Origin of the sequence: Streptomyces sp. APSN-46.1, assembly GCF_022815725.1 — a bacterium.
Classification (GTDB): domain Bacteria; phylum Actinomycetota; class Actinomycetes; order Streptomycetales; family Streptomycetaceae; genus Streptomyces.
The window spans coordinates 11,019-25,510 of sequence record NZ_JALGRF010000016.1; the positions used below are offsets into that span (position 1 = coordinate 11,019).

Annotated in this window: 7 protein-coding genes and 1 pseudogene; 5 read left to right on the forward strand and 3 right to left on the reverse strand. The window is 73.6% G+C overall.

All coding sequences use genetic code 11. The features are described 5' to 3' along the window. Nucleotides 1–143: 143 nt before the first annotated feature. The 3 genes from MTF65_RS28270 to MTF65_RS28280 form a co-directional block, all read right to left on the reverse strand. Nucleotides 144–1,604 carry a glutamate synthase subunit beta gene (locus MTF65_RS28270; RefSeq protein WP_243631820.1) on the reverse strand — a complete coding sequence of 487 codons (1,461 nt, stop codon included), beginning with the start codon at nucleotides 1,602–1,604 and terminating at the stop codon, nucleotides 144–146. Further along, nucleotides 1,597–6,147 carry a glutamate synthase large subunit gene (gene gltB / locus MTF65_RS28275; protein WP_243631927.1) on the reverse strand — a complete coding sequence of 1,517 codons (4,551 nt, stop codon included), beginning with the start codon at nucleotides 6,145–6,147 and terminating at the stop codon, nucleotides 1,597–1,599. Before gltB ends, MTF65_RS28270 begins: the two co-directional genes overlap by 8 nt. Before the next feature lie 427 nt (nucleotides 6,148–6,574). Next, a complete protein-coding gene (locus tag MTF65_RS28280; RefSeq protein ID WP_243631821.1) occupies nucleotides 6,575–7,306 on the reverse strand; it encodes a VIT1/CCC1 transporter family protein in 732 nt (243 codons plus the stop codon). A 256-nt stretch (nucleotides 7,307–7,562) separates the two neighbouring features. Here MTF65_RS28280 and MTF65_RS28285 point away from each other — a divergent pair, with 256 nt between their 5' ends. The 5 genes and pseudogenes from MTF65_RS28285 to rbsK all read left to right on the forward strand — a co-directional run bounded on the left by MTF65_RS28285 (nucleotide 7,563) and on the right by rbsK (nucleotide 14,422). Further along, entirely contained in the window at nucleotides 7,563–8,549 is a 987-nt protein-coding gene (locus tag MTF65_RS28285) for an ADP-ribosylglycohydrolase family protein (RefSeq protein WP_243631822.1), read from the forward strand. Further along, a pseudogene (locus tag MTF65_RS28290) lies at nucleotides 8,546–9,700 on the forward strand (ADP-ribosylglycohydrolase family protein); the annotation flags it as partial. The gene MTF65_RS28285 and the pseudogene MTF65_RS28290, both read left to right, overlap by 4 nt. A gap of 38 nt (nucleotides 9,701–9,738) precedes the next feature. After that, the gene (locus tag MTF65_RS28295; protein ID WP_243631824.1) at nucleotides 9,739–10,893 is read left to right on the forward strand and encodes an ADP-ribosylglycohydrolase family protein; all 1,155 of its coding nucleotides are present in this window, start codon (nucleotides 9,739–9,741) and stop codon (nucleotides 10,891–10,893) included. A 1,052-nt stretch (nucleotides 10,894–11,945) separates the two neighbouring features. After that, nucleotides 11,946–13,424: an ADP-ribosylglycohydrolase family protein gene (locus MTF65_RS28305; RefSeq protein ID WP_243631928.1), complete on the forward strand. Its 1,479-nt coding sequence runs from the start codon at nucleotides 11,946–11,948 to the stop codon at nucleotides 13,422–13,424. Further along, on the forward strand, nucleotides 13,421–14,422 hold the full coding sequence (gene rbsK / locus MTF65_RS28310) for a ribokinase (protein WP_243631825.1): 1,002 nt from the start codon (nucleotides 13,421–13,423) through the stop codon (nucleotides 14,420–14,422). The genes MTF65_RS28305 and rbsK overlap by 4 nt, the downstream gene beginning before the upstream one ends. Nucleotides 14,423–14,492 lie beyond the last annotated feature (70 nt).

Sequence of the window (14,492 nt, forward strand, 5' to 3'; positions counted from 1 at the left end):
GGAACGCATTGATACGACTACGGAACGCCACAGCGCCCGCCATCCCTGGTCGGGGACTATGGCGGGCGCTGCGTCAGGTTTCCGTACGCCGTTGTACGGACCGTATGAGGGGTCCCGCCCCGGAGGGCGGGGGTGACGGGCGGCTAGACCGTCAGGGAGCGGTCCGTCGGCTTGACCGGGTACGGGAGGATGCTGGCTCCGGTCAGGAAGCGGTCCACGCCGCGGGCGGCCGAGCGGCCTTCCGCGATGGCCCAGACGATGAGCGACTGGCCGCGGCCCGCGTCGCCGGCGACGAAGACGCCGTCCACGTTGGTCGCGTAGGAGGCGTCGCGCTCGATGTTGCCGCGCGCGTCCAGCGTCAGACCGAACTGCTCCACCAGGCCGTTGGCCTGGTCGGTTCCGGTGAAGCCCATCGCCAGGGTGACCAACTGCGCCGGGAGGACGCGCTCGGTGCCGGGCTTCTGGACGAGCTTGCCGTCGATGAACTCGACCTCGACCAGGTGCAGGGCCTTGACGTTGCCGTCCTCGTCGCCCTCGAAGTGGGTGGTGGAGACGGAGTAGACCCGCTCACCGCCCTCCTCGTGCGCCGAGGTGACCTTGTACAGCATCGGGAAGGTCGGCCAGGGCTGGTTGGCGTTACGGTCCTCGCCGGGCTTCGGCATGATCTCCAGCTGCGTGACCGAGGCCGCGCCCTGGCGGTGGGCGGTGCCCACGCAGTCCGCGCCGGTGTCGCCGCCGCCGATGACGACGACGTGCTTGCCCTCCGCCGTGATGGGCGGGGCCATGAAGTCGCCCTCCTGGACCTTGTTGGACAGGGGGAGGTACTCCATCGCGAAGTGGACGCCGCGCAGGTCACGGCCCGGGACCGGCAGGTCGCGGGAGACCGTCGCGCCGGCCGCGATGACCACCGCGTCGAACCGCTTGCGCAGGTCGGTCGCGCTCAGGTCGCGGCCGATCTCGATGCCGGTGCGGAACTTGGTGCCCTCCGCGCGCATCTGCTCGATGCGGCGGTTGATGTGCACCTTCTCCATCTTGAACTCGGGGATGCCGTAGCGCAGCAGACCGCCGATGCGGTCCGCGCGCTCGTACACCACCACGGTGTGACCCGCCCGGGTCAGCTGCTGGGCTGCTGCCAGACCGGCCGGGCCGGAGCCAATGACGGCGGCGGTCTTGCCCGACAGACGCTCCGGCGGCTGCGGGGTGACGTTCCCGTTGTCCCACGCCTTGTCGATGATCGAGACTTCGACGTTCTTGATCGTGACGGCCGGCTGGTTGATGCCGAGGACGCACGCCGACTCGCACGGGGCGGGGCACAGGCGGCCCGTGAACTCCGGGAAGTTGTTCGTGGCGTGGAGGCGCTCGGACGCGGCGCTCCAGTCCTCGCGGTACGCGAAGTCGTTCCACTCCGGGATCAGGTTCCCGAGCGGGCACCCGTTGTGGCAGAACGGGATGCCGCAGTCCATGCAGCGGCCGGCCTGCTTGCTGATGATCGGGAGCAGGGAGCCGGGGACGTAGACCTCGTTCCAGTCCTTGAGGCGGTCAGCCACAGGACGGGAACAGGCGGTCTCGCGCGGGGTGGTGAGGAAGCCCTTCGGGTCAGCCATGGGTCGCCGCCTCCATCATCTTCTCCGTCGTCTCGGACTCCGAGAGTCCGGCCAGCTCAGCGGCGTCCTTGGCGGCGAGCACTGCCTTGTACGTGGTCGGGATGATCTTGCTGAAGCGGTCCACCGAGACGGACCAGTCAGCCAGGAGCTTCGCGGCCACGGTCGAGCCGGTCTCCTCCTCGTGGCGGCGCACCACATCGTGCAGCCACTGCTTGTCGGCGTCGGAGAGGGCCTCGATCGCCTCCACGTTGCCGACGTTGACGTTCTCCGTCGCGAGGTCGATGACGTACGCGACACCGCCCGACATGCCGGCCGCGAAGTTGCGGCCCGTCTCGCCGAGGACGACGGCCCGGCCGCCGGTCATGTACTCGCAGCCGTGGTCGCCCACGCCCTCCGAGACGACCAGGGCACCCGAGTTGCGGACGCAGAAGCGCTCGCCGGTGCGGCCGCGCAGGAACATCTCGCCGCCGGTGGCGCCGTAGCCGATGGTGTTGCCGGCGATGGTGGAGTACTCGGCGAGGTGGTCGGCGCCCCGGTCGGGACGGACGATCACGCGGCCGCCGGAGAGGCCCTTGCCGACGTAGTCGTTGGCGTCGCCCTCCAGGCGCAGCGTGACGCCGCGCGGCAGGAAGGCGCCGAAGGACTGGCCGGCCGAGCCCGTGAAGGTCAGGTCGATGGTGTTGTCGGGCAGGCCCGCGCCACCGAACTTCTTCGTGACCTGGTGGCCGAGCATGGTACCGACGGTCCGGTTGATGTTCCGGATGGCGAGCTGGGCGCGGACCGGCTGGGCCGCCTCGGCGGAGTCGGCGTTCAGCGCGTCGGCCGCGAGCTCGATCAGCTCGTTGTCGAGGGCCTTCTCCAGACCGTGGTCCTGCTCGATCAGGGCGTGGCGGACCGCGCCCCCGGGCAGCTCCGGCACGTAGAAGAGCGGCTCCAGGTCGAGACCCTGCGCCTTCCAGTGCGTGACGGCCTGCGTCGTGTCGAGCAGCTCGGCGTGGCCGACGGCCTCCTCGATCGAGCGGAAGCCCAGCTCGGCGAGGAGCTCGCGCACCTCCTCCGCGATGAACTCGAAGAAGTTGACGATGAATTCGGGCTTGCCGGAGAAGCGGTCGCGCAGGACCGGGTTCTGGGTGGCGATGCCGACCGGGCAGGTGTCCAGGTGGCAGACGCGCATCATGACGCAGCCGGAGACGACGAGCGGCGCGGTCGCGAAACCGAACTCCTCGGCGCCGAGCAGCGCGGCGATGACGACGTCGCGGCCGGTCTTGAGCTGGCCGTCCGTCTGGACCACGATGCGGTCGCGCAGCCCGTTGAGCAGCAGGGTCTGCTGGGTCTCGGCGAGGCCGAGCTCCCAGGGGCCGCCCGCGTGCTTGAGCGAGGTGAGCGGGGACGCGCCCGTACCGCCGTCGTGGCCGGAGATGAGGACGACGTCCGCGTGGGCCTTGGAGACACCCGCGGCGACGGTGCCGACACCGACCTCCGACACCAGCTTCACGTGGATGCGCGCGGCCGGGTTGGCGTTCTTGAGGTCGTGGATCAGCTGAGCCAGGTCCTCGATGGAGTAGATGTCGTGGTGCGGCGGCGGGGAGATCAGGCCGACGCCCGGGGTGGAGTGCCGGGTCTTGGCGACCCACGGGTAGACCTTGTGGCCGGGCAGCTGGCCGCCCTCGCCGGGCTTGGCGCCCTGCGCCATCTTGATCTGGATGTCGTCCGCGTTGACCAGGTACTCGCTCGTGACACCGAAGCGGCCGGAGGCGACCTGCTTGATCGACGAACGCCGCGCCGGGTCGTACAGGCGGTCCGGGTCCTCGCCGCCCTCACCGGTGTTGGACTTGCCGCCCAGCTGGTTCATGGCGATGGCGAGGGTCTCGTGCGCCTCCTTGGAGATGGAGCCGTACGACATGGCGCCGGTGGAGAAGCGCTTGACGATGTCGGTGACCGACTCGACCTCGTCGATGGAGATCGAGGGACGGCCTCCGTCCTCGGCGGCCTTGAAGCCGAACAGGCCGCGGAGCGTCATCAGGCGCTCGGACTGCTCGTTCACCCGGTCGGTGTACTGCTTGAAGATGTCGTACCGGCGGTTGCGCGTGGCGTGCTGGAGGCGGAAGACCGTCTCCGGGTCGAACAGGTGGGGCTCACCCTCCCGTCGCCACTGGTACTCGCCGCCGATCTCCAGCGCGCGGTGCGTGGCCGCGATGCCGGAGGCCGGGTACGCCTTGGCGTGGCGCGCGGCCACCTCCTTGGCGATGACGTCGAGGCCGGCGCCGCCGATCTTGGTGGCGGTGCCGTTGAAGTAGGTCTCGACGAACTCCTGGTTCAGGCCGACGGCCTCGAAGACCTGGGCGCCGCGGTAGGAGGCGACGGTGGAGATGCCCATCTTGGACATGACCTTCAGGACGCCCTTGCCGAGGGCGTAGATCAGGTTCCGGATGGCCTGCTCGGGCTCGATGCCCTCGATGAACGTACCGGCGCGCAGCAGGTCCTCGACGGACTCCATGGCGAGGTACGGGTTCACGGCCGCGGCGCCGTAGCCGATGAGCAGGGCGACGTGGTGGACCTCGCGGACGTCGCCGGCCTCGACCAGCAGGCCCACCTGGGTGCGCTGCTTGGTGGCGATGAGGTGGTGGTGCACGGCGGCGGTGAGCAGCAGCGAGGGGATCGGGGCGTGCTCGGCGTCGGAGTGACGGTCCGACAGGACGATCAGTCGGGCGCCGGCCTCGATGGCCGCGTCGGCCTCGGCGCGGATCTCCTCGATGCGGGCGGCGAGCGCGTCGCCGCCGCCGGAGACCCGGTAGAGGCCCGAGAGGGTGGCGGCCGTCATGCCCGGCATGTCGCCGTCGGCGTTGACGTGGACGAGCTTGGCCAGCTCGTCGTTGTCGATCACCGGGAAGGGCAGGGTGACGCTGCGGCAGGACGCGGCGGTCGGCTCCAGCAGGTTGCCCTCCGGGCCCAGCGAGGACAGCAGCGAGGTGACGAGCTCCTCGCGGATGGCGTCCAGCGGCGGGTTGGTGACCTGCGCGAAGAGCTGCGTGAAGTAGTCGAAGAGCAGCCGGGGGCGCTCGGACAGGGCCGCGATCGGGGAGTCCGTGCCCATGGAGCCGAGCGGCTCGCCGCCGGTACGGGCCATCGGCGCGAGGATGACGCGCAGCTCTTCCTCGGTGTAGCCGAAGGTCTGCTGGCGTCGGGTGACCGAGGCGTGGGTGTGCACGATGTGCTCACGCTCGGGCAGGTCCGTCAGCTCGATCTCGCCGGTCTCCAGCCATTCGGCGTAGGGGGCGGCGGTGGCCAGCTCGGCCTTGATCTCGTCGTCTTCGATGATCCGCTTCTGGGCGGTGTCGACGAGGAACATCTTGCCGGGCTGCAGGCGGCCCTTGCGGACGACCTTGGCCGGGTCGATGTCGAGCACGCCGACCTCGGAGCCGAGGACGACGAGGCCGTCGTCGGTGACCCAGTAGCGGCCGGGGCGCAGACCGTTGCGGTCGAGGACCGCGCCGACCTGGGTGCCGTCGGTGAAGGTGACGCAGGCCGGGCCGTCCCAGGGCTCCATCAGCGTGGAGTGGTACTGGTAGAACGCGCGGCGGGCCGGGTCCATGGAGGTGTGGTTCTCCCACGCCTCCGGGATCATCATCAGCACGCTGTGCGGGAGCGAGCGGCCACCGAGGTGGAGCAGCTCCAGGACCTCGTCGAAGGAGGCGGAGTCGGAGGCGTCCGGGGTGCAGATCGGGAAGATCCGGTCCAGCGCGCCGTCTCCGAAGACGTCGGACGCCAGCTGGGACTCGCGGGCCTTCATCCAGTTGCGGTTGCCCTTGACCGTGTTGATCTCGCCGTTGTGCGCGACGAAGCGGTACGGGTGGGCGAGCGGCCAGGACGGGAAGGTGTTCGTCGAGAACCGGGAGTGGACCAGGGCGAGCGTCGAGGCGAAGCGGCGGTCGGAGAGGTCCGGGAAGAAGGGCTCCAGCTGGCCGGTGGTCAGCATGCCCTTGTAGACGATGGTGCGGGCGGAGAGCGACGGGAAGTAGACACCGGCCTCGCGCTCGGCGCGCTTGCGCAGGACGAAGGCCTTGCGGTCCAGCTCGATGCCCGTGCTCCCGTTGCTCACGAACAGCTGCGAGAAGGCCGGCATGGTGGCGCGGGCGCCGTTGCCGAGCAGGTCCGGGGTGACGGGGACCTCGCGCCAGCCGAGAACCGTCAGGTTCTCCTCGGCGGCGATGGCCTCGATCTGCTCCACGGCGACGGCCTGTGCGGTGCCGTCGGCGGGGAGGAAGGCGATGCCGACGGCGTACGCGCCGGCCTCGGGGAGCTCGAAACCGGCCACCTCGCGCAGGAAGGCGTCCGGCACCTGGGACAGGATTCCGGCGCCGTCGCCCGAGTCCGGCTCGGATCCGGTGGCGCCGCGGTGCTCAAGGTTCCGCAATACGGTCAGCGCCTGCTCGACCAGCGTGTGGCTGGCCTCGCCGCTGAGGTTGGCCACAAAGCCGACGCCGCAGGCGTCGTGCTCGTTGCGCGGGTCGTACATGCCCTGGTGGGCGGGGCGACCGTCCATGGGCGACCAGGCGGTGGTGCTGAGGCCGGTCGCGGAGTGCGTGGATGCGGAACGCATCGGCTCTCCCGTCGTCGTAGCGGCATATGTGCATAGCCGAGGGACGACGTTGGCCCTCTGCGAAATTTCGTGCAGGTTACATGATGGCGGCAATCCCGAGAAGCGGATACGTCATTCCAGCATGCGGACACTGCGCGAGGCAGAAAATGGGTCCTCCACGGCCGTTTTACGGTCTTCCGCGATCGGAACGATCGGAAACGGGACGAAGGACTCGAAAGGAAGGCTGGACGGGCCTCATTGCCCGCAGGGGATACCTCCCCGGCGAACCGTCGGGGGGCCCTGGTGTGATGCCCGGCGGTCACACGATCGAAACCGCCGAGTAATGGATTACTTATGTTGCCTAGCGCATAGTGTCTCACTCCTGCGCCGGTTAGCCTACGGCGCCACCGATCCAGGTTCCCAGGATGTACGTCACACCAGCGGCCGCGCCACCCAGGACGAGCTGGCGCAGTCCGCTGAACCACCAGGAGCGCGCGGTGACCCGGGCGACGACCGCGCCACAGGCGAAGAGGCCGGCCAGCGCCAGCAGCACCGCGGGCCACAGGGCGGTCGCGCCGAGCAGGTACGGCAGTACGGGCAGCAGCGCGCCCAGCGCGAACGAGCCGAAGGACGAAACGGCGGCGACGAGCGGCGAGGGCAGGTCGTCGGGGTCGATCCCCAGCTCCTCGCGGGCGTGGATCTCCAGCGCCCGCTCGGGGTCGCGCGACAGCTGCATCGCGACCTCACGGGCGAGGGCCGGCTCGACGCCCCGCGATACGTACAGCTCGGCCAGCTCCTCCATCTCGTCGACGGGGTGCTTGCGCAACTGCTGGCGCTCCACGTCGAGTTCGGCGAGCACCAGCTCACGCTGCGACGCGACGGAGGTGTACTCGCCGGCCGCCATCGAGAAGGCACCGGCGGCGAGGCCGGCCAGCCCCGTGAGGACGATGGTCTGCGGGGCCACCGCTCCGCCGGCCACACCGGTCATCAGGGCGAGGTTGGAGACGAGGCCGTCCATGGCACCGAAAACAGCCGGCCGCAGCCATCCGCCGTTGACGTCACGGTGGGTGTGGTTGTCGCGGTGCGCGGTGTGCAGCGGTGCTGCCGTGTCGATGATGGACATGCGAGGTCCCTCCCCCTGTACGCCTTTTGCGCGAACGGGCGGCGTGAGGCGCGCCGCTCCCCCTGAACACCTCGAAACTACGCACGATTTCCGCTGCCCGCCAGCAAGGTAGGCCGTACTTACCTGGGGTTTTGGGGGTCGGCGACCGGGTGACGGCGGCATGGGCGGGGTGTTTCGCGACGGGCGACAAACCTCATGTCATGGCACAAATCCCCCAAGGGCTCAATATGAGTCCCATCAAGTCGAGAGGCGCGCCATGGAGCTGATTGCATGCAATCCGCAGGTCCTCCTCGAACGGGCCAGGGGCGCTCTCATGGGACTGGCGGTGGGTGACGCGCTGGGCGCCCCCGCGGAGAACATGAAGCCGTCGGAGATCCGTTCCCGGTGGGGCCGGATCGAGGGCTTCGTCTCGGACGATCCGGCGGGAACGGACGACACGGAGTACGCGATCTTCTCGGGCCTGCTGCTGGCCCGCCACGGCTCGGCGCTGACCGTCTCGCATGTCGAGCGGGCGTGGCACCACTGGATCGCGGACCTGGACGAGGGGCCGTTCCGCGGCGCGGGCTTCTCGGAACGGGGCACGCTGGAGAACCTCCGGCGGGGGCTCGCGGCGCCGATCTCGGCGCAGCACCGCCACGCGTGGTCGGACGGCCTGGCGATGCGGGCGGCCCCCTTCGGGGTCTTCGCGGCCGGTCGCCCGGCGGAGGCGGCGCGGCTCGTCGCCATCGACGGCTCGGTCAGCCACGACGGGGAGGGCATCTACGGGGGCCAGGCGGTCGCGGCGGGCGTCGCGGCGGCGATGGCCGGGGGTTCCCCGGCGTCGGTGGTCTCGGCCGCGCTGTCCGTCATCCCCTCGGACTCGTGGACGGCCCGCTCCCTGCGCCGCGCGGTCACCGCCGCCCCGCGCGGCGAACGGGCGGTGCGCTCCGCGGTGGTGATCGGCGGCTACCCGTGGACGGACCTGGCTCCGGAGGCGGTGGGACTGGCGTTCGGCGCCTTCGCCGCCTGCCGCGGCGACTTCTCGGGGTCGGTACTGACGGCCGTCAACATGGGCCGGGACGCGGACACCACGGCCGCGGTCGCGGGCGCCCTGGCCGGCGCCCTCTCCGGCGCCACCGCGATCCCCGCGGCCTGGTCCTCGGCCATCGGCCCGGTCCGCGGCAGCTGCCTCCCCTCCATGCGGGGCTACCACGTCCTGGACATCGCGGACCTCCTCACCCCGGAATCCGAGGGCCCCCGATGACCCACCCCGACGACCCGTCCCCCCGGGCGGCCCGTGCCGCCGCCCAGGCGGCGCCCGGGGCGCGGCGGATCGAGGGGGTGCTGCTCGGGCTCGCCGCAGGCGACGCGGCCGGGTGGCCCGCCGCCCGGCACCGGGCCATCCGGATGCCGGAGTGGACCCGCCGCCTCACCCGCGAGCTCGACACCTTCGCCGAGCAGAACGCCACCACCACCCTCCCCGTCCCCATCGCCCTCAACCAGCCCCCGGAGCCGCTGCGCCTCGGCCCCTCCGACGACGCCGAGTGGGCGGCGTTCGCCGCCGAGTCCGTGCTGACCGCCGCCGGGGTCCTGCTCAGCGACCTCGGCCGGTCCCGCCGTATGCGCGCCGCCATCGACCTCGCCTGGAACGCCCTGGCCTCCGAAGTCGCCGCGGCAGCGGAACGCGCGCCCGAGGTGGAGTCGGCCGTCCTCCCCCTCCGCGCCCGGATCTCCGTCCGCGCCGGCCTCGGCAACCTCGCCGCCGGCCTCCGCCCGCCCGCCACCGGCCACGACAACCCCCACTACTTCGACGACGCCGCCTGCGTCCGCGCCTGCGTCCTCGCCGTCGTCCACCCCGGCGATCCGCGAGCGGCCGCGGACCTCGCCGAGTTCGACGCCCGCTACACCCAGGACGGCGACGGAGTCCACGGCGCCCGCGCCATGGCCGCCGCCATCGCCACCGCCCTCGCCGACGCGGACACCGACGCCGCCGTCGACGCCGCCCTCGCGCAGCTCCCCGCCGCCACCGAGATCGGCCGCAACGCCCGCCACGCCGTCAAACTCGCCCGCGCCGAACCCGAATCCGGCGCCTTCGCCATCGTCCCCCTCCTCGAACACCAGATCGTCGACCACGTCTACAGCTACGGAATCGCCGCCGCCGAAACCGTGCCCGTCGCCCTCGCCCTCGCCACCGCCGCCCGCGGCCGGATCGCCGAGGCCGTCCCGGCCGCCGCCTGCCTCTCCCGCGTCGCGGACTCCGCCCCCGCCCTGTGCGGCGCCCTCACCGGCGCCCTCGGCGGCGGCGACTCGATCCCCGCCGCCTGGCGCGAGGCCTGCCGCACCCTCTCCGGCTGCGCGCTCCCCCGCCTCGCCGGCACCGACCTCGTCGAACTCGCCGCGCTGCTCGCCCGTACGGAACTCACCTCAGCCAAGACCCAAGGGATGATTCGGACATGACGCTCACACCCCTCACCCTCGACGACCGGGCGGCCGGCTGCCTGATCGGGGCCGCCGTCGGCGACGCGCTCGGCGGCCCGGTGGAGGGCTGGTCCCCCGACCAGATCGTGGAACGGCACGGCGGCCGCGTGCACGGCATCGTCGGCCCGTGGCACGAGGACTGGCGCACGGCGCGCCCCATCGCCCCGTACCACAAGGGCGACGGGCACGTCACCGACGACACCCTCATGACCCACGCGCTGGTACGGGTCTATGAGGCGGTACGGGACCACCTGGACGCGTACGCGATCGCCGACCACCTGGTCCCTGACCTGATGACGAACCCGCGCTGGATCCCGGAGCTGGAGGCGGAGGCCCTGCCCCTCCAGCGGATCTTCCTGGCCGAGAAGTGGATCGTGACCAGGCTGCACTACGCGCACGCGGACCCGCGCGAGGCCGGCGTCGGCAACATCGTCAACTGCGGTGCGGCGATGTACATGGCGCCGGTCGGCATCGTCAACGCGGGCAACCCGGCGGGGGCGTACGCGGAGGCGCTGGACATCGCGGGTGCGCACCAGTCCTCGTACGGGCGGGAGGCGGCGGGCGTCTTCGCGGCGGCGGTGGCGGCGGCGTGCGCGCCGGGGGCGACGGCGGCGTCGGTCGTCGAGACGGCCCTGTCCCTGGCGAAGGACGGCACCCGCTCGGCCATCGCGGCGGTACGCGACGTCGCGCTCGGCCACCGGGACTTCGAGCCGGCGCTGGCCCCGCTGCGGGCGGCGGTGGCCCCGTACGACTCGGTCGGCCCGGACTACCGCGCGCCCTCCCTCGGCGCCCGGCGCCCCTCGCGCCTGCACTCCATCGAGGAACTCCCGATCGCCCTCGGCATGCTGCTGATCGGGAACGGCTCCTACGAGACCTCGGTGCTCGGCGCGGTCAACTACGGCCGGGACTGCGACTCCATCGCCACCATGGCGGGGGCGATCGCGGGCGCCCTGGGCGGCGAGGCGGTCGTCCCCGCCGCCTGGGCGAAGCGGGTCGCCGAGGCCAGCCGCCTCGACCTGCACGCCCCGGCCGGGGCGCTGGCCGCTGTGTCCCGGGAGGTCTTCGCCCGCGACCGCGACCGCCGCCGCGCCCACGAGGCGGCCTTCACCACCCTCGCAACCCCCCGATGACCCCCGCGCCCGGGGCCGACGCGGCTCCCCCAGCAGACCAGCCCCCCGCATCCCGGCCGGCACCGGGCGACCCGACCGGCCGCCGGCCGCTCCGGCCCCACCACGACGGGCCCTGCCCCACACCCACCGACCGGTGGGGACACCAGGCCGCCCCCGGCCCGGGCCCGCACGCGACCCGCCCCACGCCCGGAGCCGACACGGCCCCCACCGCGGGCCGGCCCCCCGGATCGGCCGCCACCGGAAACCCGACCGCCCCCTGGCCCCTCGGGCCCCACCACGACGGGCCCCGCCCGGCGTCCGCCGTCCCCGGCGGGGAGCTCGTCCGGCTCACCTGGGCGCAGCCCGAGGATCTCGTCGGGCACGAGCTGCGGCAGGCCGCCGAGGACGGGCGCGACGCGGAGCCGCTGCTCCGCGTGTGGCTGGCGGCGGGCGGGCACCCGGCCCCCGAACGGGCCGGGGCCTCCCCCGTCCCGGTCTCCCCTGAGCTGCGCGCCCTGGCCGTCCGCCTACTGGACGAGCTGTCCCGCATGACGGCCCCCGGCCGCGCGGACGAACCGCAGTCCTGGCAGGCCATCCGCGCCACCTGGCCGACCCCCGCCCCCGCGGGCAGCAACGCGAGGAGCGGCCCCTCCGCACCGCCCCGAGGCGGCAACACGAATCACCCGGCAGAACCGCCCGACCGGCCCCCCACCAACCGGGCAACCACCACCAACGACCCGGGACCCACACCACACGGCAGCACCACGCACCCGCCACAGCCGGAACGAACCGACCGGCCCCCCACCAACTGGGCGACCCCCGCCAACGACCGGGGACCGGCACCAGACGGCAGCACCGCGCAGCCGGGGCGAGACGGCCCGCGCGGCGGAGCCCCCGGGCAGGGCGGGCCCACACCTGCGGCCGTCGGAGCCCCGGGACCGCCCGAGCCCCTACCCGCGGGCAGCGGGGACCCCGGGCAGCGGGGGCCCGCAACCGTGGACGACGGAGCCCTCGGGCGGGGCGTGCCCGCATCTGCGGCCGATGGAGCCCCGGGACCGCCCGGGGCCGCACCCGTGGACGGCGGAGCCCCCGGGCAGGGCCGGCCCGCACCTGCGGCCGACGGAGCCCCGGGACCGCCCGAGCCCCTACCCGCGGGCGGCGGAGCCCCCGGGCAGGGCCGGCCCGCACCTGCGGCCGTCGGAGCCCCGGGACCGCCCGAGACCGTACCCGCGGGCGGCGGGGACCCCGGGCAGCGGGGGCCCGCACCCGTGGACGACGGAGCCCCCGGGCGGGGCGGGCCCGCATCTGCGGCCGATGGGGCCTCGGGACCGCCCGGGACCGCATCTGCGGCCGACAGGGCCCCGGGACCGCCCGGGGCCGTACCCGCGGGGGGCGGGGCGTCTGGGCGGGACGGTCCGGGGGGTGGGGGCCCTGGGCGGTGGGGGACCGTGAACGTCGCCGGGCGAAGCGGCGGCGGCGGCGGGGACGCCGGGTTGCGGGGGCGGCTGGAGGCCGCGTGGGTGGGGCGGGCCGTCGGGTGCGTGCTCGGCAAGCCCGTCGAGAAGCTGCCGCTCCACGGGATCCGCGCCCTCGCCCGGGCGGCGGGCAACTGGCCGCTGGACGACTGGTTCACCGCCCGCCGCGTACCGGCGGAGCTCCTGGCCGCGTACCCCTGGAACCGTCGCTCCGCGCCCACCTCCCTCGCCGAGAACATCGACGGCACACCCGAGGACGACGACCTCAACTACCCGCTCCTGAACCTCCTCCTGCTCCAGCGGCACGGCAAGCGGTTCACCACCGCCGACGTCGGACGGCTCTGGCTCGACGAGCTCCCCGCCGGCCGGACCTTCACCGCCGAGCGCGCGGCCTACCGCAACCTCCTCCACGGCCTGGAGCCCCCCGCCACCGCCCGCCACCACAACCCCTTCCGCGAATGGATCGGCGCCCTCATCCGCGCCGACGTCCACGGCTGGACCAACCCCGGCGACCCGGCCGCCGCCGCGGCCCAGGCGTACCGGGACGCCACCCTCACCCACACCGGCAACGGCGTCTACGCCGCCCTCTTCGTCGCCGCCGCCATCGCCGAGGCGGCCACCGGCCGGGCCGACATCCACACCGCCCTCCGGGCCGGACTGGCGGTCGTACCGCCGCGCTCGCGGCTCGCCGAGGCCGTCCGCTTCGGGATCCGGGCGGCGGAGGCAGAGAACGAAGCCCGCTTCGACCGGGTCGTCGACCGGCTCCACGAGCGCTACGGCCACTACCACTGGGTCCACGCCCTCCCCAACACCGCCCTGATCGCGGCCGCCCTCACCCACGCCGACGGAGACTTCACCCACTCCATCTGCCGTGCCGTGTCCGGAGGTTGGGACACCGACTCCAACGGCGCCACCGCCGGCTCCCTCGCCGCACTGGTCGCCGGCTCCCCGCAGGACATCCCGCACCGCTGGACCGCTCCCCTCAAGAACCGCCTCGCCACCACCGTCCCCGGCTTCGACGGCATCGGCTTCGACACCCTCGCCCACCTCACCGCACAGGAGGCAGCCCGCCCATGACGGCCATCGCCGTGCTCGGCAGTACCAACATGGATCTCGTCGCCTACGTCCCCAAGGCCCCCCGCCTCGGGGAGACCGTCACCGGCCGCGCGTTCCGCACCGTCCCCGGCGGCAAGGGGGCCAACCAGGCCGTAGCCGCCGCCCGCCTCGGCGGGGAGGTGGTGATGATCGGCGCGGTCGGGGCCGACGAGTTCGGCGTACGGCTGCGCGCCGCGCTCGCCGCCGCCGGGGTCGAGACCGCGGCCCTGCGCACGGTCGAGGGTGCCAGCGGCACCGCCCACATCACCGTCGACGACGAGGGCGCCAACAGCATCATCGTCATCCCCGGCGCCAACGCCCACGTCACCGGCCTGGAGCCGGGCGACGAGTCCCGGATCGGCGCCTGCGACTCCCTCCTCCTCCAGCTCGAACTCCCCCTCCCCGCCGTCCTGGCCGGCGCCCGCGCCGCCCGCGCCCACGGCGTCCGTACGATCCTCACCCCGGCCCCCGCCCGGCCCCTTCCCGCCGGACTCCTCGCCGCCACCGACCTCCTGGTCCCCAACGAGCACGAGGCGGCCACCCTCACCGGCCTCACCGACCCGCACCGGGCGGCCGCGGCCCTGCTGCACCAGGTCCCGGAGGTCGTCATCACGCTCGGCGCGGCCGGCGCCCTGTACGCCGCCCGCGGGCGGGAGCCGCTGACCGTGCCCGCGCCGCACGTCCGGGCCGTGGACACCACCGCCGCCGGCGACACGTTCGTCGGTGCGCTCGCCGTGGCCCTCGGCGAGGCCCGGCCCATGCCCGAGGCCCTGGCCTGGGCCTCGGCGGCGGCCGCCCTGTCGGTCCAGCACCCCGGCGCGCAGGACTCGATGCCGACCCGCGCGGAGACCGACGCCCTTGCCCTGGCCGGGCGGAAACCGGAGCCCGGGCCGCCGCCCGCACCCGGCGCCCGAACCGGCCCGGGTCGGGCCGATGCCCCGGGCAACGGATCCCGGCTCCCGGCGGGAGGCGCCTCGTGAGCGCCACCGGCGCGGGCCCCGCCCGGGCAGGCGCGGGCACCGGCCCCACCGCCGGCAGGCCCGGTCCCGA